The organism is Sulfurovum xiamenensis (assembly GCF_030347995.1).
Lineage (GTDB): Bacteria > Campylobacterota > Campylobacteria > Campylobacterales > Sulfurovaceae > Sulfurovum > Sulfurovum xiamenensis.
On the sequence record NZ_JAQIBC010000003.1, the window covers coordinates 111,909 to 136,024 of the forward strand.

Annotated in this window: 25 protein-coding genes; 23 read left to right on the forward strand and 2 right to left on the reverse strand. The window is 39.6% G+C overall.

Annotated elements, in window-relative coordinates; translation table 11 throughout:
* Positions 1-3 precede the first annotated feature (3 nt).
* From PF327_RS06155 to rpsI, 23 genes are all read left to right on the forward strand, one after another.
* A complete protein-coding gene (locus tag PF327_RS06155) occupies positions 4-1,254 on the forward strand; it encodes an adenylosuccinate synthase (protein ID WP_289401746.1) in 1,251 nt (416 codons plus the stop codon).
* A gap of 12 nt (positions 1,255-1,266) precedes the next feature.
* A complete protein-coding gene (locus PF327_RS06160; RefSeq protein ID WP_008245712.1) occupies positions 1,267-1,818 on the forward strand; it encodes a DUF507 family protein in 552 nt (183 codons plus the stop codon).
* A complete protein-coding gene (gene carA, locus PF327_RS06165) occupies positions 1,818-2,936 on the forward strand; it encodes a glutamine-hydrolyzing carbamoyl-phosphate synthase small subunit (protein WP_289401749.1) in 1,119 nt (372 codons plus the stop codon). The genes PF327_RS06160 and carA overlap by 1 nt, the downstream gene beginning before the upstream one ends.
* Positions 2,937-2,945: 9 nt before the next feature.
* Complete coding sequence (locus tag PF327_RS06170) at positions 2,946-3,986, forward strand: D-alanine--D-alanine ligase (RefSeq protein ID WP_289401751.1); 1,041 nt, start codon at positions 2,946-2,948, stop codon at positions 3,984-3,986.
* 286 nt (positions 3,987-4,272) lie between these two features.
* Positions 4,273-5,067, forward strand: coding sequence for an SCO family protein (locus PF327_RS06175; protein WP_289401753.1), 795 nt, complete (start codon positions 4,273-4,275; stop codon positions 5,065-5,067).
* Positions 5,060-6,715, forward strand: coding sequence for a cytochrome c oxidase subunit I (locus PF327_RS06180; RefSeq protein WP_289401754.1), 1,656 nt, complete (start codon positions 5,060-5,062; stop codon positions 6,713-6,715). The genes PF327_RS06175 and PF327_RS06180 overlap by 8 nt, the downstream gene beginning before the upstream one ends.
* Entirely contained in the window at positions 6,715-7,443 is a 729-nt protein-coding gene (locus PF327_RS06185; protein WP_289401755.1) for a cytochrome c oxidase subunit 3, read from the forward strand. Before PF327_RS06180 ends, PF327_RS06185 begins: the two co-directional genes overlap by 1 nt.
* Complete coding sequence (locus PF327_RS06190; RefSeq protein ID WP_289401756.1) at positions 7,430-7,786, forward strand: cytochrome C oxidase subunit IV family protein; 357 nt, start codon at positions 7,430-7,432, stop codon at positions 7,784-7,786. The genes PF327_RS06185 and PF327_RS06190 overlap by 14 nt, the downstream gene beginning before the upstream one ends.
* A 15-nt stretch (positions 7,787-7,801) precedes the next feature.
* The gene (gene coxB, locus PF327_RS06195) at positions 7,802-9,013 is read left to right on the forward strand and encodes a cytochrome c oxidase subunit II (RefSeq protein ID WP_289401757.1); all 1,212 of its coding nucleotides are present in this window, start codon (positions 7,802-7,804) and stop codon (positions 9,011-9,013) included.
* A complete protein-coding gene (locus tag PF327_RS06200; RefSeq protein ID WP_289401758.1) occupies positions 9,010-9,873 on the forward strand; it encodes a protoheme IX farnesyltransferase in 864 nt (287 codons plus the stop codon). The genes coxB and PF327_RS06200 overlap by 4 nt, the downstream gene beginning before the upstream one ends.
* 90 nt (positions 9,874-9,963) lie before the next feature.
* A complete protein-coding gene (locus tag PF327_RS06205) occupies positions 9,964-10,497 on the forward strand; it encodes a hypothetical protein (protein ID WP_289401759.1) in 534 nt (177 codons plus the stop codon).
* A 1-nt stretch (position 10,498) separates the two neighbouring features.
* A complete protein-coding gene (locus PF327_RS06210; protein ID WP_289401760.1) occupies positions 10,499-11,113 on the forward strand; it encodes a tetratricopeptide repeat protein in 615 nt (204 codons plus the stop codon).
* 250 nt (positions 11,114-11,363) lie between these two features.
* Complete coding sequence (ccoN, locus tag PF327_RS06215; protein WP_008245686.1) at positions 11,364-12,830, forward strand: cytochrome-c oxidase, cbb3-type subunit I; 1,467 nt, start codon at positions 11,364-11,366, stop codon at positions 12,828-12,830.
* A gap of 15 nt (positions 12,831-12,845) precedes the next feature.
* A complete protein-coding gene (ccoO, locus tag PF327_RS06220; protein WP_008245684.1) occupies positions 12,846-13,514 on the forward strand; it encodes a cytochrome-c oxidase, cbb3-type subunit II in 669 nt (222 codons plus the stop codon).
* Between the two features lie 11 nt (positions 13,515-13,525).
* Positions 13,526-13,744, forward strand: a complete 219-nt coding sequence (locus PF327_RS06225; protein ID WP_008245682.1) for a cytochrome c oxidase, cbb3-type, CcoQ subunit — start codon at positions 13,526-13,528, stop codon at positions 13,742-13,744.
* The gene (locus tag PF327_RS06230) at positions 13,741-14,631 is read left to right on the forward strand and encodes a c-type cytochrome (RefSeq protein WP_289401761.1); all 891 of its coding nucleotides are present in this window, start codon (positions 13,741-13,743) and stop codon (positions 14,629-14,631) included. Before PF327_RS06225 ends, PF327_RS06230 begins: the two co-directional genes overlap by 4 nt.
* A gap of 10 nt (positions 14,632-14,641) precedes the next feature.
* Entirely contained in the window at positions 14,642-14,878 is a 237-nt protein-coding gene (locus PF327_RS06235) for a DUF4006 family protein (RefSeq protein ID WP_008245678.1), read from the forward strand.
* Between the two features lie 107 nt (positions 14,879-14,985).
* Positions 14,986-15,615, forward strand: coding sequence for a hypothetical protein (locus PF327_RS06240; RefSeq protein WP_008245677.1), 630 nt, complete (start codon positions 14,986-14,988; stop codon positions 15,613-15,615).
* Positions 15,602-16,150 (forward strand): FixH family protein, encoded by a 549-nt coding sequence (locus PF327_RS06245; RefSeq protein ID WP_008245674.1) that lies wholly within the window; start codon positions 15,602-15,604, stop codon positions 16,148-16,150. The genes PF327_RS06240 and PF327_RS06245 overlap by 14 nt, the downstream gene beginning before the upstream one ends.
* 101 nt (positions 16,151-16,251) lie before the next feature.
* Complete coding sequence (locus PF327_RS06250; protein ID WP_289401762.1) at positions 16,252-18,609, forward strand: PD-(D/E)XK nuclease family protein; 2,358 nt, start codon at positions 16,252-16,254, stop codon at positions 18,607-18,609.
* On the forward strand, positions 18,606-21,338 hold the full coding sequence (locus PF327_RS06255; RefSeq protein ID WP_289401763.1) for a RecB-like helicase: 2,733 nt from the start codon (positions 18,606-18,608) through the stop codon (positions 21,336-21,338). Before PF327_RS06250 ends, PF327_RS06255 begins: the two co-directional genes overlap by 4 nt.
* A gap of 95 nt (positions 21,339-21,433) precedes the next feature.
* Positions 21,434-21,859: a 50S ribosomal protein L13 gene (gene rplM, locus PF327_RS06260; RefSeq protein ID WP_038000538.1), complete on the forward strand. Its 426-nt coding sequence runs from the start codon at positions 21,434-21,436 to the stop codon at positions 21,857-21,859.
* A 2-nt stretch (positions 21,860-21,861) separates the two neighbouring features.
* Positions 21,862-22,251, forward strand: a complete 390-nt coding sequence (rpsI, locus tag PF327_RS06265; RefSeq protein ID WP_008245665.1) for a 30S ribosomal protein S9 — start codon at positions 21,862-21,864, stop codon at positions 22,249-22,251.
* Positions 22,252-22,427: 176 nt separating this feature from the next.
* Here the strand turns inward: rpsI and PF327_RS06270 are convergent, their stop codons facing one another.
* Positions 22,428-22,586, reverse strand: coding sequence for a hypothetical protein (locus PF327_RS06270; RefSeq protein ID WP_008245664.1), 159 nt, complete (start codon positions 22,584-22,586; stop codon positions 22,428-22,430).
* 47 nt (positions 22,587-22,633) lie between these two features.
* Positions 22,634-24,106, reverse strand: a complete 1,473-nt coding sequence (locus PF327_RS06275; RefSeq protein WP_289401765.1) for an NAD(P)/FAD-dependent oxidoreductase — start codon at positions 24,104-24,106, stop codon at positions 22,634-22,636.
* Positions 24,107-24,116: the final 10 nt, after the last annotated feature.

Below are 24,116 nucleotides of genomic sequence, written 5' to 3' on the forward strand. Positions count from 1 at the left end.
TAGATGAGTAAAGCAGATTTGATCGTAGGTCTCCAATGGGGAGATGAAGGAAAAGGAAAGATCGTTGACCATATGGCGCAGACACATGACTATGTATGTCGTTTTGCAGGTGGTCATAATGCGGGGCATACGATCGTCATTGGTGACAAGAAGTATGCGCTTCACCTTATCCCTTCTGGTGTACTGAACCCAAAAGCAAAAAATATTGTAGGGAATGGTGTCGTACTTTCTCCAAAAGATTTCATTAAAGAGATGGAGCAGTTTGATAACCTGGAGGGAAGACTTTTCCTTTCAGACAAAGCACATGTACTTTTGCCTTACCATGCACTCATAGACCAAGCCAAAGAGCGTTTGAAGGGTGACAAAGCCATCGGTACAACGGGTAAAGGTATCGGACCTGCCTACGGTGATAAGATCGCTAGAGTAGGACATAGACTGGGAGAATTGTTAAACCCTGAAAAGCTTACGGCTAAAATTATAGAGTTTTTTGCAATGAACCAGCCGATCTTTGATGCGATGGGTGTTGAAGCTCCGAAAGAGGAAGAACTTTTAGCCGAGCTGGAAGGGTATAAAGCAGTACTTGGGCCTTTTATCACAGATACGACACAAATGATGTGGGAGATCATGGATGATGGGAAAAAGATACTTTTAGAGGGTGCACAGGGAACGATGCTTGATATCGATCATGGTACCTATCCGTATGTAACCTCTTCAACAACGGTCAGTGCAGGTGCCTGTTCTGGTCTTGGTATCAATCCCAAAGACCTTGGAAAAGTCACAGGTATAGCAAAAGCATACTGTACAAGAGTAGGGAATGGGCCTTTCCCAAGTGAAGATTTTGGTGCAGAGGGTGACACACTTCGTAAAAATGGACATGAGTTCGGTACAACGACAGGACGTCCGAGAAGATGTGGTTGGTTTGATGCTGTAGCGATGCGTCATGCAGTGCGTGTAAATGGTGTAGACCAGGTAGCACTGATGAAATTGGATGTACTGGATGGTTTTGATGAGGTAAAAGTATGTGTGGCTTATGAAGTAGATGGCAAAGAGATCGACTATGTGCCTTATGAGCTTGATGATGCAACACCTGTCTATAAGAGTTTTCCGGGTTGGGACAAAACAGAAGGTGTGAGAGAATTCGATGCCTTGCCGGAGACAGCCAAATCATATATTTTGGCACTAGAAGAGATGATCGGAACAAAGATGGGGATCATTTCGACAAGTCCAGAGCGTGAAGACACAATAATTCGATAATAAGGGGTAGCAATGAGACTAAAACCACAACAGACAGGATATGTAGCAACAAAAATCGGGATAGATCTAGCCAATGCACCTTTTATTACTCTGCCAAAAGGAAGAGAAGCAGTAGTGGCTGCAGCAAAAAAGATCATCGATGAAAATCTTGAAAAAGAACGCGCGCTTGATGAAAAAGTCAAAAAGATCATAGAAGAGAATTATGATGAGATAGAGTTCCAACATGCCGATGAGAGACAACTCTTTTTTATGATCAAAAAGAAAATGGCCCCTGAGCATGGTGTGATCATGAATTATGATGACAGATACAATGACCTGGCACACTTGATCTTGGATGAATTGTATGAAAATTACCTTGCAGAATATACAGTGAATGAAAACCAGGTGAAGAATGTGATATTTAAATCTTTCAAAACCTTTGCAGATGCCTATGATGAGATAGATGATATAGTTTATACAAAGATCAAAGGTATGGAGAAAGAAGTGATTCCTGGTTCACAGGATTATGAACTCCTCTATGAAAGATTGTATCAGGAAGAACTATCGAAAAGAGGTATGCTGTGATGAATAAGATATCTTTGTATTTTGAAAATGGATTGATGCTTGAAGCAAAAAGTTTTGGTGCAGAAGGTACGTCTGTAGGAGAGATCGTTTTTAATACATCTCTGACAGGATACCAAGAGATCACGACAGACCCTTCTTATGCAGGACAATTTGTGACATTCACGACACCCGAGATAGGTAATGTAGGGTGCAATGCTCAAGATATGGAGAGTAAAGGTGCCTACTGTAAAGGGGTCATCGTACGCAGTTATCAGGATCGCCCTTCTAACTTTAGATGTGAAGAGACGTTAGCAGAGTTGCTCAAAAGAGAGAATGTACTTGGTATTACTGAGATAGATACTCGATTTTTGACAAAAATGCTTAGAGACGAAGGGGCGATGATGATGGTAGCTTCTACTGAGATACATGATCAGGATGCACTGAAAAAAGTACTGGACTCTTCCCCGCGTATTGAGGAAGTGAATTACATTGAACAGGTCAGTACAAAAGAGAGTTATATCCATCCTGAAGGGCGTTACAATACAGATACATTCCAGTATGACGCACCTAATACCACAAAAAAGATCATCGCACTTGACTTTGGTATTAAAAGAAATATTCTTAATGAATTGACACATGCAGGTATGGAAGTCACGGTTGTACCAAACTCCATATCAGCCGAAGAGATCATTGAGAAAGTCGATGCAAAAGAGTGTGATGGGGTATTCCTTTCAAATGGACCCGGGGACCCGCTTATTTTAACAGAGGAACATGAGAAGATCAAAAAACTGATCGCTCGCAAAGTACCGATTTTTGGTATCTGTCTTGGGCATCAGTTACTTTCTATCTCACATGGTTATGATACCTATAAACTGAAGTTCGGACACCATGGTGGAAATCACCCTGTGAGTAATGTGGTAACGGGTAAAGTAGAGATCACGGCACAAAACCACAACTATAATGTACCTGATAACATTACTGAAGTGGCGACTGTCACACATATGAACCTTTTTGACAATACGATAGAGGGACTCAAATACAATGATTCTCCAACCATGTCGGTACAACATCACCCGGAGGCTAGTCCTGGACCGCATGAAAGTGCCTATATCTTTGGCGAATTTGCCAAAATGCTTTAAGGACGAGAGATGAAAATAGCGATATTGTTTGGTGGATCCAGTTATGAACATGAGATAAGCATTGTGTCTGCCATTACAATGAAAAAAGTTTTAAAAAACGCTACACTGGTCTATATCTTTGTAAGCAGTGACAGAAAATTTTATCTCATAGATACGCAGAAGATCAATTCTAAACTCTTTTCATCAGGTGAATATAAAAAATCCAAAGAATTGACACTTAAAAATGGTGGTTTCCAGGTAGATGGTATGTTTGGAAGCAAGCGTATCGATTTTGATGTAGCACTGAACCTTATCCATGGAAGAGATGGAGAGGATGGGAAGATAGCATCATTGATGGAATTCTACACGATTCCTTTCATCTCCCCTAGAATAGAAGCTTCGGCACTCTCTTATAACAAACTTTATACCAAATTTTTAGCAGAAAGTGTAGGTGTCAAAACGGTAGCCTACGAATATCTTTCTAAAAATGATGAGAGAAAGATCGCTATGCCATACCCTATTATTATCAAACCGGTCCGTTTGGGTTCCAGCATAGGTGTAAGTATTGTAAAAGACGCTTCAGAGCTTGATTATGCGCTTGATGTCGCTTTTGAATTTGACACCGATGTGATCATAGAACCTTTTATCGAAGGGGTGAAAGAGTTTAACCAGGCAGGGACATACACGAATGATTGGGAACTTTCTATCGTAGAAGAACCTCACAAAGAGGAGTTCCTGGATTTTGAAAAAAAATACATGGACTTTTCGAGAGATTCTCAAGTTTTGGCAGCGGATATTTCAGATGCGCTAAAAGCGAAGATCCAAGAGAGTTTCAAAAAGATCTATGACCCTCTTTTCAGAGGGAGTATCATACGTTGTGACTTTTTTGTTGTTGAGGGTAAAGTACTTCTGAACGAGATCAACCCTATCCCGGGTTCTATGGCGAATTATCTGTTCGAAGATTTTGAAGGGTTGGTAGAGAGACTTTCAAAACATCTTCCTAAAGAGCAAAATATAGCAGTAGATTACCAATACATACATTCTATCCAAAGTGCAAAAGGCAAAGCCTAAACTTTTCTTACTATAAGTGTTATAGTACCATTCTTTATTCTATCATATCCATCAGGGGAAGCGTACACTTTCCCTTAAAATAATCCTACCCATAATCAGTTTACTTAATCTAATGTAAAAAATTACAAAATCTTATATATAATTAAAAAAATTACTTTCTGTAACTTAAAAGTCTTTTTTATCAATCAAATACACTTTAATCAATATTTTTTCATTGCCATTTAAGTGATTGTGCCCTAGAATTGTTCGTATTTTTACAAATATAGACATAAACAGGGGAGTGTAGATGAAGAAAATTGTGATGCTTGTATTACTGTTTCTAACTGTACTACAAGCAGAGTCTTTAGGTGTAAATGAAAAGTTAGGGGAATACGTTCCGCTTGATTTAACATTTATAGATGAAGACGGTAAAAGTAGAACACTTAAAGAGTATATGGATGGAAAACCAACTATTATCTCTTTGAACTACTTTAGATGTGCAGGTATCTGTACACCACAACTAGAAGATATGGCAAAAATGTTGTCTAAGCTTGACTTGGCTGAAAATACTGACTACAAAGTATTGACTATCAGTTTTGCACCGGATGAAACACCGCCTTTAGCAAAAGCGAAAAGAAAGACGATGTTAGCCGCTATGAGCAGACCCTACGTGAAGGATGCATGGCACTTTTTACTCAGTGAAAACAACTCTTCGGCTATTTTGGCTGACAAAGTTGGATTTACCTATAAAAAGGAAGTATCCAGAGCGGGTGTGGTTGAGTGGATCCATGCTGCATCATTGATAGTCATTTCACCAGAAGGAAAGATCACACGTTACCTTAACGGTATCGAACAACTTCCTTTTGATGTGAAAATGGCAGTATTGGAGTCAGCACAAGGCAAGGTTGGACCGACCATAGCTAAAACATTACTGTATTGTTTCGCATACGATCCAAAAGGCAAAACCTATGTTTTTGCCTGGGAGAAGATAGCAGCAACAGTAATATTAACGATTACAATTATCTTTTTTATCTGGCTTATTAAGGCAGGAAGAAGAGATCAAGAAGAACATCTAAATCAAAGGAGAGACATAGATGAGTAAAACTTATTTCGACGAAACACACTGTGCCATTGGGCACCCTAAGAGTACATTCATGCAGTGGATGCTTACTATCGACCATAAAAGAATTGGTATTATGTATGCAGCTGTCATGTTTGTATTCTTTTTTGTAGCTGTATTTACAGCATTTGCAATGAGACTTGAACTGTTTGCACCAGGGGGACAATATATGGATGGAAACACGTTCAACCAGGCATTCACACTACATGGTGTGATCATGATCTTCCTCTTTATTATCCCGGGGATCCCTGCAATATTTGGAAACATTGTTATGCCATTGATGATCGGTGCGAAAGATGTATCTTTCCCAAGATTGAACTGGTTTACATTCTGGCTCTATATTGCTGGTTGTTGTATTGCACTTGCATCACTATTTATAGGTGAAGGTGTAGCGGATACAGGTTGGACATTCTATGCGCCATACTCTATGAATACAGGAACAAACGTTATTATGGCGCTTGTAGCTGCATTTGTTCTTGGATTTGCATCTATTCTTACTGGACTTAACTTTCTTGTAACGATTCACAGACTTAGAGCACCAGGTATGACTTTCTTTAAAATGCCACTTTTTGTATGGGGTATCTACGCAACAGCATGGATCCAGCTTCTTGCAACACCAGTTGTTGGTATTACGCTTGTATTGGCTATTTTGGAAAAATATTTTGGTATTGGTATCTTTGACCCGGCTAAAGGGGGAGACCCTGTATTGTTCCAACACTTATTCTGGATCTACTCTCACCCGGCTGTTTATCTTATGATCCTTCCAGCATTCGGTATTATGTCTGAAATCATTCCTACATTCTCAAGAAAAGAGGTATTCGGATATAGAACGATCGCTCTTTCTTCAGCATCAATTGCAGGTATCGGTTACCTTGTATGGGGTCACCACCTTTATACATCAGGTATGTCAGATATTGCTAAGACGGTATTCTCATTCCTTACTTTCTTTGTTGCGATCCCAACAGGTGTAAAGTTCTATGACTGGGTTGCTACAATGTATCAAGGTAAGATCGTTCTTTCAACACCAATGATCTGGGCACTAGGAACAATTATTACATTTGCGATCGGTGGTATCACAGGGGTGACTATTACTATGATCGGTATGGACGTTCACTTACAAGATACCTATTACACAGTTGCACACTTCCATTACGCGATTCTTGGTGGGGTTGTATTCTTGCTGTTTGCAGGTATGCACTATTGGTTCCCGCTTGTAACAGGTAAAATGTATAACGAAACAAAAGCAAAAATCGCTTTCTATCTTAACTTTATCGGATTTAACCTACTATGGTTCCCAATGTTCATCGCTGGTTACTATGGTATGCCAAGACGTTACTTTGACTACTTACCGGAATTTGAAATTTATCACCAACTTTCATTCTATGGAGCAGTGATCTTTATCGCTGGTCTTATCTATATGTTCTGGGTACTCTTTAAAGGTTGGACAAAAGGTGAGGCAACGACGCCTAATCCATGGAATGCGACTACACTTGAGTGGCACTTACCATCATCACCACCGCCACTAGAGAACCACTCTAAAGTGCCATATGTTGATTTTGATCCATATGAGTATAAACATGGTGAGCCAGTGGTTAAATTTAATTATGAAACGATGCAAAGGATAGACTAATGGGACACGAATACGTACCTGAGATCGCGATAGATCGTGATGGAAATCAACATGAAGTACAAGGTTGGCAAGGTGATTTTTACGGCGGGAAACTAGGTTTCTGGCTGTTTATGCTTACAGAAGTAATGATGTTTGGAGCAATGTTCCTTGCACTTGCTTACTATAATTCACTACACCCTCAAGACTTTTTAGATGCTTCTGCAGCTTTAAATAGACTATTGGGTGGTACGAATACAGTGATTCTACTGGTATCTGCACTTACAATGGGACTAGGATTACTTAGAATGAGAGCAGGTGATGTGAAAGGTGCTAAGCTTATGATCTGGGCGACTATCATTTTGGCAGTTGCTTTCTTGGTGATCAAAGGATTCGAATGGACAGCTGAGTATCATCACGGTATTTTCTTGATGCATGACAAGCTATTGCCTGAATCATCTTTACCATTTGGTCAGAAATTATTCTATGGTCTTTACTTTTCAATGACTGGACTCCACGGATTCCATATTATCATTGGTATTGGTCTTATGCTTTGGTTACTTAAAAGAATCAATGCAGGTAAAGTAAGCCCAGAGCATCATATTTTACACTGGAACATCGCACTATACTGGGATATCGTACACCTTATTTGGGTATTCGTATTCCCTTACTACTATATGATCGGAGCTGACGGTATTCAAATGTCAGACTTTAGTATGATTTTTGGAGGAGGTACAAATGGGCACCACTAATACAGTAAATTATCAAGAAGAGAAAAAAGTATATTACAAAGTACTAATAGGTTTATTATTATTGACAGCAGTAACATTTGTACAACCAGGTTTATTTATGACAAAATCAACATTTTTGGCACAAATGCTTGTTGCAGTTGCTAAAGCTTGGCTGATCGTAATTTACTACATGCACTTAAAAGGTGAGAAATTGATTGGGGCTATGGTATGGTTTTCATTATCATTGGTCGCAGTTTTCTTTATTATCGTTATTGGTATCGACGTTGCCAATTTCCAATTTGAGGCAGAAAGTTTTATTACGCCGCAAGTTACAAATACTGCTACTACTCCTGCAGTACACTAAGAGAGGTTTTATTATATGAGTAATACATTAGAAGGATTTAGTACACATGCATCGAGTTTTAACGCAGATCATGAATTTGCGTTCTGGCTGCATGTATGGATTTCAATTGCACTATTTTTATCAGTAGTTGCACCGATGCTTTATTTTGCATGGAAGTATCGTGCAGATAAGGTCAAAAATGAAGATATCGGTACCTTGACCCATCATACCGGGTTGGAATTGGCATGGACGATCATTCCAATTATTGCGGTGATGGTTTTCTTTTACTATGGTAATACGACACTACAAATGTTCAGAACCCTCCCAACAGTCACAGATGACACTGTGGTGGTTAAGGTTGAAGGTTCTAAGTGGAAGTGGAAATATGAGTACGCTGCAAATAAAGATGGCTATGTACACAAAATTGGTGGGGCATACGAAAAACCTGTTAAGGATGAGAATGGTAAGGTGATAGAAGAAGGTACGATGGGTATCACTGCACTTTATGTACCTGTGAATACAGATGTCATTTTAGAGATGACTGCACCGGTGGATGATGTAATTCACGCATTCTATATCCCTGCATTCCGTATGAAAGAGGATGTGGTTCCTGGACGTACAACAAAACAATGGTTTCATGCAACTAAAGTGGGTGAGTATGATGTTGAGTGTGCCGAGTACTGTGGTACAGACCACTCATATATGTATTCTAGAGTAGTAGTACTTCCAAAAGCGGAGTATGATGCATGGTTTAATAGTACAGAGAATACACCAAAAGGTAATTATGCTAAAGGTGGTGATGCACTAGTACAACGACATGGATGTACACAATGTCATGCAATTGAAACAGATAAAGTAATAGTTGGACCTTCTCTTAAATCTAGATGGACAAAAGAACGAGTATTGGATGTGATCCATAATGGTCAAGATCAACTTGGTTATGCTATGGGACCAATGCCAGCTGGTATGGCTACAGGTGCAGATGCTGAAGAGATCGCTGCCTATGTTGCTGGTGGCATGAAAGGTGAAAAACCTGCATCATTTGCTGCATGTTCTTCATGTCATGGTGAAGATGGTAAGGGTCAGTATGGTATGGCTCCAAGTCTTGTAGGATACGATACGACATTTATGAGTCATGTATTCAAGAAAGGTAAAAAAGGCATGAATGGTGGAATGCCAGCATACCCTGATATGACAGAAGAAGAGATTTCAACAATTGCTAAATATCTCGACGACAAAGCTAAATGATAAAAGATTTCTTTAGCGTTACCAAGTTTATTCTCTCCTTTGCAGTCAGTCTATCTGCACTCTTTGCCTATATCATGGCAAAGGGAGAGATTGGTGTAGATATGTTTGTTGCTACCTTCTCTGTACTTCTTGTAGCGATGGGGGTTTCGACTCTTAATCAAGTACAAGAGTATAGAGAAGATTCCAAGATGGAAAGAACGAAGAATCGTCCTATCGCATCGGGTCGTATGTCACCTCGTACAGGGATTATCATTGCATTAGTATTGATCCTGGCCTCATTTGTGTTTATCTATTCACTCTTAGGGTTGACCGGGATAAACTTTTTTGGGTTTGCATTCATTTGGTATAACCTTATGTATACACCTTTGAAAAAGAGATCTGCTGTAGCAGTGGTTCCTGGTGCGATATTGGGTGTCATCCCTCCGGCTATCGGGTGGCTTGCAGCTGGTCATACACTCTTTGAGTTAGAGTTCATTGCTTTGGCAGTCTATTATTTTATCTGGCAGGTGCCGCACTTCTGGTTATTGGTGATGCTCTTTCATGGAGACTACAAAGACGGCGGATACCCTACAGCAATGCGTCTGTTTGGGGAAGGTACCCTGCAAAGACTCACATTTGTGTGGCTCATACTGACCATACATGCAGGTATCTATCTGGTTTATACATTTAATGTTTATTTAACAGTTACAGTGGTGCTTTCTGCAGCATTGGGGATATGGGCATTTATCACGTCACTGCAACTGCTCAAAAAAGAGTTTAAACTTACAGATGCACGTGCGATCTTCTGGAAGATCAATGCAGCATTTTTAGGTATTATTATACTTCTTAGTATCGATGAGTATGTAAAACATCATCTCTAATGATATTTCAATAGCAGATTTTTTCTGCTATTAAACTACAGTTTATTTAAACTTACTACACTTATATGAGTGACATTCTAAGGAACAAAGATGCAAGAAAACCAATATACAATTCAAACGATCATACAGAGTGTTTTTAAAGAACATAACTACAAGATCAAAAAAAGACTTATCTATGATAATGCACTGTTCGGGGGACTGAGCAGCAAGTGGATTAAATTGGCTTTTCTTATTTTACCGTTTGCGATGTATGCCGCTATATTCAATCCTGCATCTTTTAAAGCGTTGGGTATCGCACAGGCCATTGTATTTTACATTATACTTCTTGTATTTGCCATGCAGATCGTTGTGGCAGTCTCTTACTTTAACAATAAGAAGGTATTAAAAACAGCTACCAAAGCATGGGAGGTGTACTTTCCTGGTATTGATTTTAAAATGATACTCTCTTCGGGGGTCACACCTTATATGGATTTTAAAAAATATTATGAAGCTGCACTCAGTGATGGTTTGGTAGAAGAGGCCCTCAAAGATAAAATGAGTGAAGCATTCCAGCAGATGGAATCTGAAAACACCCATCTTGTTGAGGCGATGAAAAAAGATAAAGAGAAAAGAGCAGGTAAATAGTATGTTAAAGCATCTCATGGTATTCAGTGTATTTATTCTATCCACACTTTCAGCATCTCAGAGCATTTCTTTAAAGGTTCTATGTAGTGATAATAATGCAACAGCCTGTTATGAGCACGGACTCCCTATGGTCACTGGGGAGAATGCGAAGGTACAGGATATTAAAGAAGAAGGGTTGAGTTATATACGTAAAGCTTGTACGCTTGGTGAAGATAGAGCGTGTGATATCATGGGTGATAACTACTATAAAAATACGAATTACGGTGCGGCAATACCGTATCTCGAGAAATCATGTGCAAGAGGTATAAAATCAGCATGTGAGGCGATGGGAACGATCTACCGTGACGGTCATGACGTAAGACCTGATGATGTGAAATCAAGAGTGTTTTATGAAAAAGCATGTGAATTAAAAAGCGGTGATGCATGTTTTAACGTGGCTATTATCTATCGTGGCGGTTTCGGTGTAGAAAAAAACAGAACCAAAGAAAAAGAATATTACAAAAAAGGTTGTGATGTTGGATTGAAAGCCGGATGTGATCGATTTGTTGAGTTAGATAACGAAGATAAAGGTATAGAAACTGGAATCTGGACGACGATCAAAAGCTGGTTTCAATAACTCTCTTCTTCCCCCTCAAAGTATATTTAGGAGTGTATTACTCCTAAAAAAATCAATAAAATTGATAGATTAAACAGGAGTTAATTTCTCTTTTGATGCTTTAAATCCCTACATATTTACGTTAAATGTAACGTATCCCTACATATATTTACATTAAATAATTTTTTAAGTACAGATATAATCAAATAAGATTATAATTATTATTGAGTGTTGTAATTTTATAACATAGAATTTATTCAAGGGGGTATGTATGCAATCAAATGCAGCATTGGAATATGATTATTCATTAGCAAAAAAGTTTACCTTTTTAACTATTTTGTTTGGATTTTTAGGAATGTTGATCGGTACGATTATTGCCGCACAAATGGCATTTCCTGAATTAAACTATCTATTGGGTGAGTATGGGACATTCTCAAGACTCAGACCACTTCATACAAATACCGTAGTATTTGGATTTACGGTTTCAGCAATCTTTGCTACTTGGTTTTATATAGGGCAAAGAGTCCTTAAAGTATCTATGGCAGAATCGAAGTTTTTGATGGTGGTCGGAAACATTCAGTTTTGGCTATACTTTGTGGGCGCGTTGATAGCAACTGTATCATTACTATTGGGTATCTCCAGTGGTAAAGAGTATGCTCAGTATGAGTGGTGGGTTGATCTTGTTGTTGTTGTAATCTGGGTACTTTGGGGTGTTGGTATCATGGGTCTTATAGGAATTAGAAGAGAGAAAGCACTTTATATCTCTGTATGGTATTTCCTTGCATGTTTCCTTGGTATTGCTATGCTTTATCTTTTCAACAATATGTCAATTCCTACTTATTTCGCAACAGAGGGTCTAGGTGCAATCACTCACTCTGTATCTATGTATTCAGGTACGAATGACGCACTAGTACAATGGTGGTATGGTCATAATGCGGTTGCATTTGGTTTTACAGTGCCTATCGTTGGTATGATCTACTACTTCCTTCCAAAAGAGTCTGGACAGGCTATCTATTCTTATAAGCTCTCTTTACTCTCTTTCTGGGGATTGATGTTCGTTTACCTTTGGGCAGGGTCTCACCACCTATTATGGTCAACAGTGCCAGACTGGATGCAAACAATGGGTTCTGCGTTCTCTGTAGTACTTATCTTGCCATCATGGGGTTCAGCGATCAACATGCTTCTTACGATGAAAGGTGAGTGGAATCAGTTAACAGAAAATCCGCTGATCAAATTTATGGTGCTTGCATCTACATTCTATATGTTATCAACGATCGAAGGTCCTATCCAAGCGATCAAATCAGTCAATGCCATTGCACACTTTACTGACTGGATTCCTGGACACGTGCATGATGGTGTACTTGGTTGGGTGACATTTATGATCATGGCTTCACTGTTCCATATGGCTCCGCGTATGTTCAAAAGAGAGATTTACTCTAGAAAACTTATGGAGACACAGTTCTGGCTTCAAACAACAGCGGTTGTGCTTTACTTTACATCTATGTGGATCGCAGGTATTACACAAGGTATGATGTGGAGAGCCGTAGATGAGTATGGTAACTTGATGTATAGTTTCATCGATACGGTCAATGTACTTCATCCTTACTACACGATTAGAGCGCTTGCAGGTGTAATGTACCTTATTGGTTTCATTATGTTCGCTTACAATATGTATAAAACTATGACTTCTGCTAAAGAGATTACAGAAGAACCACAGTTTAGAACACCTATGGCATAAGGGAGGTAGTTTATTATGTTTTTTCATTGGTTAGAAAAAAATCCATTCTTCTTTGCTTCGGGGATTTCGATCGTTATCGCATTTGCAGGACTTATTGAGATCGTACCGAACTTTGCGAAGGCGGCAAGACCGGTAGTAGACCTTAAACCTCGTACTGTACTTGAACTTGCAGGTAAAAATGTCTATATTAAAGATAACTGTATGTCATGTCACTCACAGCTTATTCGTCCATTTAAATCAGAGACGGATCGTTATGGGGATTATTCATTGTCAGGTGAGTATGCTTTTGACAGACCATTCCTTTGGGGTTCTAAAAGAACAGGTCCGGATCTTCACCGTGTAGGAAACTACAGAACAACAGATTGGCACGAAAATCACATGCTGAATCCTGCTGAGATCGTACCAGGTTCTATCATGCCGGCATATAAACATCAGTTTACAAACTTGGCTGATATTGAAACTGCGTATGCAGAAGCGGTCACAGTTAAAAATGCATTTCATACGCCATATGGTCCTGAGTTTAAAGGAACCAGAGCTGCATGGGAAGCACACAAACCAAAAGTTCTTGCAGACGCGAAAGCGATTGCTGATGATATGAAAAACAAAGATGTTAAAGAAGCAGTTGCGAGAGGTGAAGTACCTGAGATCGTAGCACTGATTGCTTACCTTAACAGTTTGAAATAGGTGAGAGAAAGATGGACATTAGGGATCTTCAAGGCTATGCCAGTTTCTTTATGACCATTTTTTTGGTAGTGATGTTGTATGGGTATATCATACACCTGTACAGAAGTGAAAAAAAAGGTGAGCGTGATTATGAAAAATACGGGAATATTGCACTGGATGATGAAGTCACAAGTACACCTGTAGAAGATAAACCCGCGTCAGAAAGAGAATATAAGGAGGAGAATAAATGAATGCATTAATGGTAAAAGCATTGGCATTTGCAGCAGTATTGATCATTGCAACGATAGCTGTTGTAACGAGTTTGGATATTGATATCTTTGCAGATTCAGTCAATGCGATAACAATGGGGGGAGCAATAGCAGTCGCTACGATCACAGCATCGGTTGCGGTTAAATATGTCAATCAAATGAAAACAGACACAGCATCTGGTAAACTGGCAGAGGAAAACTGGGATGGTATCGGTGAGTATGAAAATGAACTTCCTTCAGGTTGGGCATATTCATTCTTGGCGGTTTTCCTTTGGTCCATGTGGTATGGACTTATAGGGTATCCTGTGAATGCCTATAGTCAGATTGGTGAGTACAATGAAGATGTGATTGCTTATAATAAGAAGTTTGAAGAAATACACAAAAATGCAGATGAGGCAACACTTAAAGAGATGGGAGAGTCTATCTTTTTGGTACAGTGTCAGCAATGTCACGGTGTGACAGGAGATGGTCTTTCTGGTAAAGCACAGGACTTTACTGCAAGAATGAGTAAAGAACAAGTATTGGATGTGATCAATAATGGTCAAAACCAATTAGGATATCCTATGGGTGCAATGCCTGGAGGTATGGCACAAGGTGCAGATGCTGAAGCGATTGCAGCGTATGTTGCCGGTGGCATGAAAGGTGAGCAGCCTGCAGCATTTGCTGCATGTGGTTCTTGTCATGGAATGGATGGTAAAGGCAACAATGGTATGTCACCAAATCTAGTATCTTATGATGCTGCATTGATGAATCATACGTTGCAGAATGGTAAAAAGGGTATGATCGGTAAAATGCCATCATTTAAGACACTTATTACACCAGTACAAGAGAAAGCTTTGACTGTATATATTCAGTCATTGTCAAAGTAAGGAGTTTCATATGGCAGAAAATACAAAACGAAGTTTATTTGGACTACATGGAATATTCGGGGTTTTGATCTCGATCGTAGGTTTACTTGCAATTTTGATCACATTGATGCTCATGGTTGTTGTTGTACAAAGACATGCAGCGGTAAAGCCTTATGATCCAACTAAGATCAGAGATATACAGAATGTAAAAATGATCGATGTAGAGAATAAGCAGTATTCATTTATAGATGCAGAGAAAAAGGATTAATAATGATTAAATATATGGATAAAGTACTTATCGCGTGTATGGCTTTTGCTGCAGCTGCGGCACTCTATTTGTCACTGAGTGGCAACCTTTTATACGTAGGATAAAATATGTTCAAAGCAAAAGTAAGGGCAACCTTGCTTGCTTTGGTACTTCCTCTTCTTCTAAACGCTGGTCATATACTTAAAGATGACATTCTAAAAATTGAAGCTGCACAACTTATCAATGAGATGGGTGATGAACTTTTTTCAAAAACAGGTATCAATGGATATGTGATAGCAACCAATGAACACTTTCCTGTAGGTTTCAATCTGGTAGAGTATAGCAAGAAGTATGAAGCGCAGATGAGCAAGCCTTATGTCTTATTTATATTTGCACCACAGGCACGGATCACAGAGCAGACAGATACAAAGGGTAGGGTAGGATTGATCCCTTCATCTGATGCGATTCGCACTCTTTATGACTATAATGATGTAAGAGATGCTGCAGTGGATATTGTCTCTTCCAAAGACAGTAACTCCGATGAAGATAAACATAATATCGGTGTACTGCAGGCTTTTTCAGAGCTTGCAGAAGGCATTGCTCGCTCAAAAGGGGTTGAACTGACCAAGACAATACCGAATGAGACGCGGCATATGGTATGGGGGTTAAGTGTTTTGATCTATATCGGTTCATTCTTAGTACTCTGGATATTTGCAATCAGACCACTATATATGAGGATAAAAAATGGCAAAAAATAGCGCAAAAACATACTGGCCACATATGATACTGGGCTTTCTTGTACTCGGGATCACACTCAGTTACTGGACAGTAAAATCAGCATCATCGATACCGGTACAAGAGTCTAATCAATATATGCTCAAATACCAGATGGCTGATATGAATATTAATCAGATCATGGAGAAAAAAATAGCCTTTGATAAGGCATATGCCATTCATCTATTAAATGTGGAAACCATGGTCATGACAGATAATGTGAACAGTAACCGTCCTCAACCAAATCCTGTGAAATTGTTACAGGGTATGAATGCATTTTCTTATGAGGTGGTTACCAAAGACGGTACAAAAGTCTCTGATGCAAATGTCACCTTTTTACTGACACAGCCTCACAGCAGAAAAGAAGATAAACTTTTTAACAATGTTCCGTATGAGGATGGAAAATACCAAATCAGAGATGTAGAGATCACTAAAGCGGGAAGATACACCTTGCAGCTTAGAGCAGAAGTCGGCGATACGATAGGTTACTCTGAAATATCCGCTTATCTCAAACCATAAAATCTAAACATTTTGACAAGACTATACCTTGTCAACTTCTTTTTCTGTCAATATGACAGATTTTGTTTTTTTATCCTCCACTCTATGCTATACTACTCAGCATGAATCAACTCCATATTTATCCCACATCAAGAGCATTAAGAACCGTAAGTGCGGCACAGAAAGAACAGGATGGTTTTTTACCGGCACTCATGCGGATGGATGAGTTCGAACAGCGTGCTATTCTTCTGGATGATAAAGTACAGATAGATCCGCTACAGCGTATCCTTCTTTTACGTGAAGCAGCCTCATTTCAAGCTTTTGAATCGTTGAATCTCAATCTTGAGCTTGTAAGGTTCTTTACCAAGAGTGATGCACTTTTCAAATTTTTTGAAGAGTTGGCTGCTGAACAGATAAGCTTTGATATTCTGGTTCAGGCAGATGCCTATGCAGAGTTTGAAACACATCTTGGGATCTTGGAACAACTTTTTGAGAACTATAGAAGACTGCTTGATGCAAAAGGTTTTACAGACAAAGCATTGATTCCCCATACCTATAGAATCAATGAGGGATTTTTACAAGCGTATGAAAATATAGAGATACATTTAGAAGGATATTTGAGCCACTTTGAGTTGGAGCTTATCGAAAAAATAGCCAAGCGTACACAGCTTATCATACATTACACAACCAGCCCATTTAATGTGAAGATGCAGGAACGTTTTGAAGCACTGGGTATCACTTTGGAAAACGATGCAATCGTAAGTTTTGATCTAAGCGATAAAAAAATAGTTTCGACACGGCCCAATGATGCAAAGATCAATGCGAATGTTTTCTCTGTGGAGGAACGACAAGAACAGATAGCGGTTGCTTTTGTCCAGATAGAAAAGATGGTCCGTTCCGGTATACTTCCCGAAGAGATCGTGCTTATCTTGCCTGATGAAAGCTTTAAAGAGCACTTTACCCTATTTGATACCCAAAATAATCTGAACTTTGCGATGGGGTATGATTATGCTAACGGCCGTATCTACAAATCACTTGAAGCACTGTATAGATATTGGCAAAACTTTGAGAGTGAACACAGACAACTGTTGGAACGTTATGGATTTGATCTTGAAATAGTAGAGAAACTCTCCCCAGCAAAACACTGCAATATTGAAGCTTTTTTTCGTGCGATAGACGGCTTGGGACTGTTAGAGTGTCCACTGCTTCAGGGTGAGAAAAAAGAGAAGATGAATGAGCGTGTCTATGAAAAGTATCTGCACTTTCTGAAAATATTTGCAAAAGAAGAGCTGCGTTTAAAAGAGTGGCTCTTCTTCTGGCTTAAAGCACTTTCCAAGATCACTATCGATGATGTTCGGGGCGGCATGGTCACGGTGATGGGTGTGTTGGAGACCCGGGGTGTGAGTTTTGAAGGTGTGGTCATCGTCGATTTTAATGAAGGGGTTGTCCCCGCAGCTTCAAGTAAAGACCAGTTTCTTAACTCTTCAGTCCGGGCTTTTGCCAATCTCCCTACTAAAAATGACAGAGAAGCGTTGCAAAAACAGTATTATAAACGCTTACTCGAACAAGCCAAAGAGGTAGCCATACTCTACAGCAGCAGTGACAATAAACTCCCCTCAAAATTCCTGTATGAACTGGGGCTTAAAGGTGCAGTACCGACACCTGTACTAAGCACTCTACTTTATGACCAAACTTCACAGTGTGTAGAGGAGAAAGATCCGCAGGTAGAACATTTTAACGCGCAGGACATAACTTGGTCAGCCTCAAGATTGAAAACCTATCTGGAGTGTAAGCGAAAGTACTACTATCGGTATATACAAAAGATAGAAGCAAAAAAAGAAGAAGAGCTGAATGAGGGTGCTTTTTTACATCTGCTTTTAGATCACTTATATAGAGAAAAAGCAAGTTATGAAAACGCTGATGAGATGCAAAAAAAGTTAGATATTCTTTTAGATCAGTTACTTCCTTTTGATGATTCTAAAACGGCATACAAAAAACTGCTCTGGAAAGAGAAATTAAAAGGATTCGTCACGTCTCAGATAGAGCATTTCAAGAGTGATTGGAGCGTGGTGGAGAGAGAAGTGGAAGTACATGGAGAGATTGGAGGTCTCCGTTTCAAAGGACGCATAGACCGCATAGACCAGAACACCACAGATACACTGATACTTGACTATAAAAGCGGCTCAACTGCTGAAGCCAACAAAACCAAGAATCTCGAGAATCTCGCAGATTTTCAGATGAGCATCTACCATCATATGCTTACAAAAAAATACCAAAATATCACTTTGGCTTTCGTCAAGATACTGGAGGGAGGTAGGATAGAGGAGATCACAGCACTTGAAGAGAAAAATGAAATCCTGGCCCAACATATCATAGATCTCAAACAGACCAACTCTTTTACGGCTGAAAAGTGTGAGGATCTGCAAAAATGCAAGTACTGCGAATTTACTTTGATGTGTGAGAGAGGAGAGTATCTATGAGTTTCAAACCTTTTTTGGCCTACTCAGCTTCTGCAGGGTCTGGTAAGACATTTGCACTCTCTGTACGGTACATTTCACTCCTTTTCATGGGAGAATCTCCGAGTGCTATTTTGGCAGCTACTTTTACTAACAAAGCAGCAGCAGAGATGCGTCAAAGGGTGGTCGATTCTTTACGTGGCTTGGCCGACAAAAACAATGAAGCATTCACGGATGCGATCTGTGTACAGACAGAACTCTCACGTGAGGAACTTTTACGCAAACAGCCTGAGGTTTTGGCGCGGTTCCTTGCGAGCAGTTCCTACATCGTTACACTTGACAGTTTTTTCTCTTCCATCTTGCGTTCGGCCTCTTTGGAGATAGGACTTGAACCGGATTTCGTCACCAAAGAGCAGGGTGAAGATGCGCTGGAAAAACATTTCCTCGAAGAAGTGCAGGCACAGGGGGTACTTTCGAATTTAGTGAAGTTGGCTATGGATATCGAAGACAAACGTTTTATGAAGATCTTTGATCTGATGCAAAACTTTTATAAGGTAGACCCTTTATTGCCAAAGCAAGAAGAGGGAACTCTTGCTTTAGCCAGACAGGAAGAAGCATGTGAAAGCTTGAGAGTTAAGATGATCAAAGCGCTTAGCGATGCAGGGGCCCCAGCACGCTGCATGAAACAGTTTGACACAACGAGTATCAAAGAGTTATTTGGTAAATCTCTTTTTGAAAAAGAAACATTGGGAGAACACACGTGGTTCAAGAAAGTAGCCAATGATGAGATAGAAGGACTCTATGCTTTTCTCAAAAAAGAGTTGGCACATTGGTCGAAAGTAAAAGAAGCGATCGTTTTAGATAACCTTTTTAAAATCTATGACTATTATAAAAATGCGACCATTATGAGTGCAAAGATATCAGGCGTTTTGACCTTTGATGATCTGACCTATTTTACCTACCGACTCTTGCATGAAAGCCTCAGCAAAGAGTTTCTGTATTTCAAGATAGACTCCAAGTTCAAACATATCCTGCTTGATGAGTTTCAGGATACTTCTACGTTACAGTTTTTACTGCTGAAACCGCTTATCGATGAGATATTTTCAGGATATGGGCAGAGTGAATTTAAGAGCTTTTTTTATGTGGGAGATACCAAACAGTCGCTTTACCGTTTTCGCGGCGGGGTGGAAGAGCTGTTTGACAAAGTGGCCCAAAACTATGGAGTAGAGATACTGCCTATGGATACGAATTACAGAAGCTCCAGAAATGTTGTAGAGCAGGTCAACCGTTGGTTTGAGACCACTATGGAAGGGTACACGGCCCAAAAGAGCAGACCCGGAGCATCTGAAGGGTATGTTGAAGTGCTGGAGTCTGAAGTACTCATAGAGGATGCCGTGACACATGCTAAAAAACTTTTACAGATGGGTGTAGATATAGATGAGATCGCATTTTTGGTACATACGAATAAAGATGGACAGAGTTTACAAGAAGCGTGTGAACATGAAGGGATACACACACTTTTAAAAACATCCTCTTCATTAAAAAACATGCCTAAAATTGCTGCTTTGGTTGCCATGTGCGAGTATCTGTTCTTTGGTGAGAAAATAGATGCTCAGGCAATGATGCTCAAGGTAGGTAAAACTTTGGAAGAGGTAGATGTTTCCTGGTTCTCTGCCTTTATGTCTCCTTTACAGGTGACAGACAGGCTGGTAAGAGAGTTTGGGTATTTTGATGAGGATATGAATATTTTAAAACTGTTGGAATTTGCTTCTGCTTTTTCAGATATACCCACATTTGTAGAAGAGTTTAAAAGTTCGAGTATTGCAGTGGCATCTAACTCTGTACACGGTGCAAAGATCATGACAGTACATGGATCAAAAGGTTTGGAGTTTGAGTATGTCATACTTTTGGACAAATTGACACGTAAAAATTCTGACAAGTCGGCATTGATCTATCATTACAATGACAACCTTTACATTGATAAAATTCTTTACAGAACCAAAGGCAGAGAAAACTTTGATGAGGCGTATGCGCAGATCATGGAAGAGAGAAAAGCTTCTGCAATAAAAGACAGTAAAAATGTACTCTATGTGGCTTTAACCCGTGCAGTGGAAGGGCTGATCGTTATTCGAAAGCCTAAAGACTCTGTTTTTGATGAAATAGGCATGCAGACAATGTGCATTGGTACATTGAAGGTGCATGAAATATCAAGTCGTGAGGCATTCACAAAGCACGAAGATACATCTGTCGTTATCTCGAACTACGGTACACAAGAGGTGAATTCTGCTGATGAGGAAGAAGAGAAGGATTACGAGGCTATTCTGTTTGGTACGGCATTGCATTATACCTTGGAGATGCTAGGCTCTTTTGATGAAAAGAGTTTGGAATTGGCTATACTGTCATTGAAAAATCGTTATGGCCAGCAGTTGACTGATCCAAGTATGGCACAGATAGAAAATCGTATCAGAAATTTGATAGACCATCAAGCCTTCCAACAGATCCTCGATGGTGCCAAGGTCAGAAAAGAGCAGTCTCTTAGTTTTGAGGGGGAGTTGAAACAGATAGATCTTTTACTGGAGTATGAGGATCACTGTGTGGTCATAGACTATAAAAGTTCAAAGAAGTATGCACTGAAACATGAAAATCAGGTGAGATATTATCAAAAAGCCATAGCCAATATTACAGGAAAAAGAACAGAAGGAATGATCCTTTATCTGTTAGAAGAAGAAATAGAGATAAAAAACTTAAATTAATCTTAATTTAAATAAATTTTAAGGTTAAGTGGGTACAATCCGTCCACAAAAGAATATTTACAGTGTAAAGTGTTCTATTTAAACAAGGAAAATTCATGAAATTGACATCAGTTCTTAAACCTTCTGAAGTACAACGTGACTGGGTTCTGATCGATGCAGAAGGTAAAACTTTTGGTCGTATCTTAACTGACGTAGCGGCAATTCTTAGAGGTAAACATAAACCATCATTTACACCAAATGTAGATTGTGGTGATTACGTAGTTATCATCAATGCTGAAAAAGCAAAGTTCTCAGGGGTTAAACTTCAAGAGAAAGAGTATTTTACTCACAGTGGTTACTTTGGTTCTACTAAAAGTAAAAAACTTGATGATATGTTAGAAAACCATACAGAGAAACTTTATAAGCTTGCTGTTAGAGGTATGCTTCCAAAGACGACTCTTGGTAGAGCAATGCTGAAAAAGCTTAAAGTATATGCAGGTGCTGAACACCCACACACTGCGCAAATCAATAAGGGAGCGTAAGCATGGCAACTATGTACGCAACAGGAAAAAGAAAAGCAGCGATCGCTAAAGTTTGGTTGACTCCAGGTAATGGTGAAATGCTTATCAACGGTAAAACACTTGATCAATGGCTAGGTGGACACGAAACATTGAAGATGAAAGTGAGACTTCCACTTGAAGCAACAAAGCAACTTGAGTCTATGAACATTAAAGCTACGACACTTGGTGGTGGTTATGCTGCTCAAGCAGATGCACTTAAACATGGTATCACTAAAGCACTTGTAGAGTTTGAACCATCTTTTAGAGCGATCCTTAAGCCAATGGGACTTCTTACTAGAGACTCAAGAGTCGTTGAAAGAAAGAAACCAGGTAAGAAAAAAGCGAGAAGATCTCCACAGTTCTCAAAAAGATAGTCGATCTTTTCTCAAAGCTTGTCTTTGGAAAATCTCTTCGGAGATATATTTCGACTACTTTCCCCAAGGTTTTTCCTTGGTACTTTTTGCAAGAGCATTTCTCTTGCAAAATCTACATATGATACACTCCCTACTTTTTATCTATCGCCCCAATATGCACCAAGATACAAGATATTTTAGTGACTTTTACGTACAACGATCAACATTTTAATGTTAATTACAATAAACCGAATGAATTGCCAAATTTTACAGGTTCGCATAGCTCTTGCAAATTTACCCGGGATCATGGTTAAGTTAAATTGTTCATTTTGAAAATTTACTTCTTCTTCTTTCATGTTAACTCCTTTTTTTATAGTATTTTTCACGTTTAGTTGAGACTTTTTTATTCCGGGATCAATGTCCAACCTGGCTTGAGTTTTGCTTTGTAGATGAACATATGGTGTAGGATATGTTTGATCCAGTGACCTGCAAGACCGATCTCTCCAAAAGTATAGTCGGTATCACGGCCTGTACCCGGGTACTTTTCAAAATCCGGTACCACAGGGTAGACTGTCATGGCTGCAGCCTGACCATCAAAAAGACCTTTACCGGCACTTGCAACACAGGCTGCACCCATTTCTGCCATAGAAGCTTCATGGAGATGAGCGTTGTCTCCATTTTTGATCATATTGCATACAGAGTGGGCAACAGCTTTGCCAATGATACCTGCAGGCATACCTGTTCTTGGGGGTGTAGGGTTGATCGGTGTACCGTTTGGAGAACTCATAGGTTTAGAGATCAGATGTGGTGGTGCAAAGGCTATACCGCATGCAAAGATATTAGTAAATGACGGGTTTTGGTAGGTTCTTGGCCAGTCAGATGCTTTCCAGTTCTCATAGGTGCCTGCATCATATTTTGCATCGACTTTCATAAAACCGTTCGGTGCAAAGAGTGTATCTGTGATATCTGAACCATCTTTGTCATACGCTTTGAGCCCCACACCTGAAAATGGCGGGATCAGCATAGAGAAGTCAAACTCTTCCTCGCCCATGGACCCATCCAAAAGTTCATAATGGAGCTTACCCGCTTCTATTTTGTTCACATGGGCTCCGATGATCCATGGAACATTTCTTTCCGCATAAAGTGATTCCGCAAACAGTTTGGAACTGACAGTATACCCTCCCACTTTCATATGCAGACCACCCATCCCAAAGTCACCAAGGAATGATTCGTTTGAGATCCATTTTATATCCAACATATCACGGATACCCGCTTTTCTGGCTTCATGTTCAATGTTAAAAATATACTCAAAGGCTGCTCCCTGACAGGTACATGTACCATGGCCTGTACCTATCAGAAGTTTTTGTCTTTCCCCTGCTTTTGCTTTTTCAAACACTTTTTCCAATGCTTCATTTGCATGTACTGCATGGTCTGCCGTACAAACAGAAACAGTATGTTCTCCCAAACCACCTTTACCATTACCTAACCCCGGTGTTGCATCGAAGTTCAGTTTAGGTCCAGTGGCATTGATAAGATAATCATAGGTCAACTCTTCTGTTTTGCCTTTCGTTTCTTCTTGTGTAGATTCTATGATGATGTACGGAGCATCACTCTCAGCTTTACCATTTGGATGGATTGAGACTGCCAAGGCCTGTCTGTAGTCGATCCCTGCTTTTTTATAGACCGGTGCGAGGGGGAAAACAACATCTGCTTTTGTCATCTCTCCTACACCTACCCAAATGTTCGATGGGATCCAGTTCCAATGAGAATTTGGAGTCACTACCACCACTTCATGCGCTTTTCCTAGCCATTTTTTTGCAAATGTTGCAGCAGTGTGTCCTGAAACGCCACCACCCATTACTACCAATCGTGCCATCTTCGTCCTT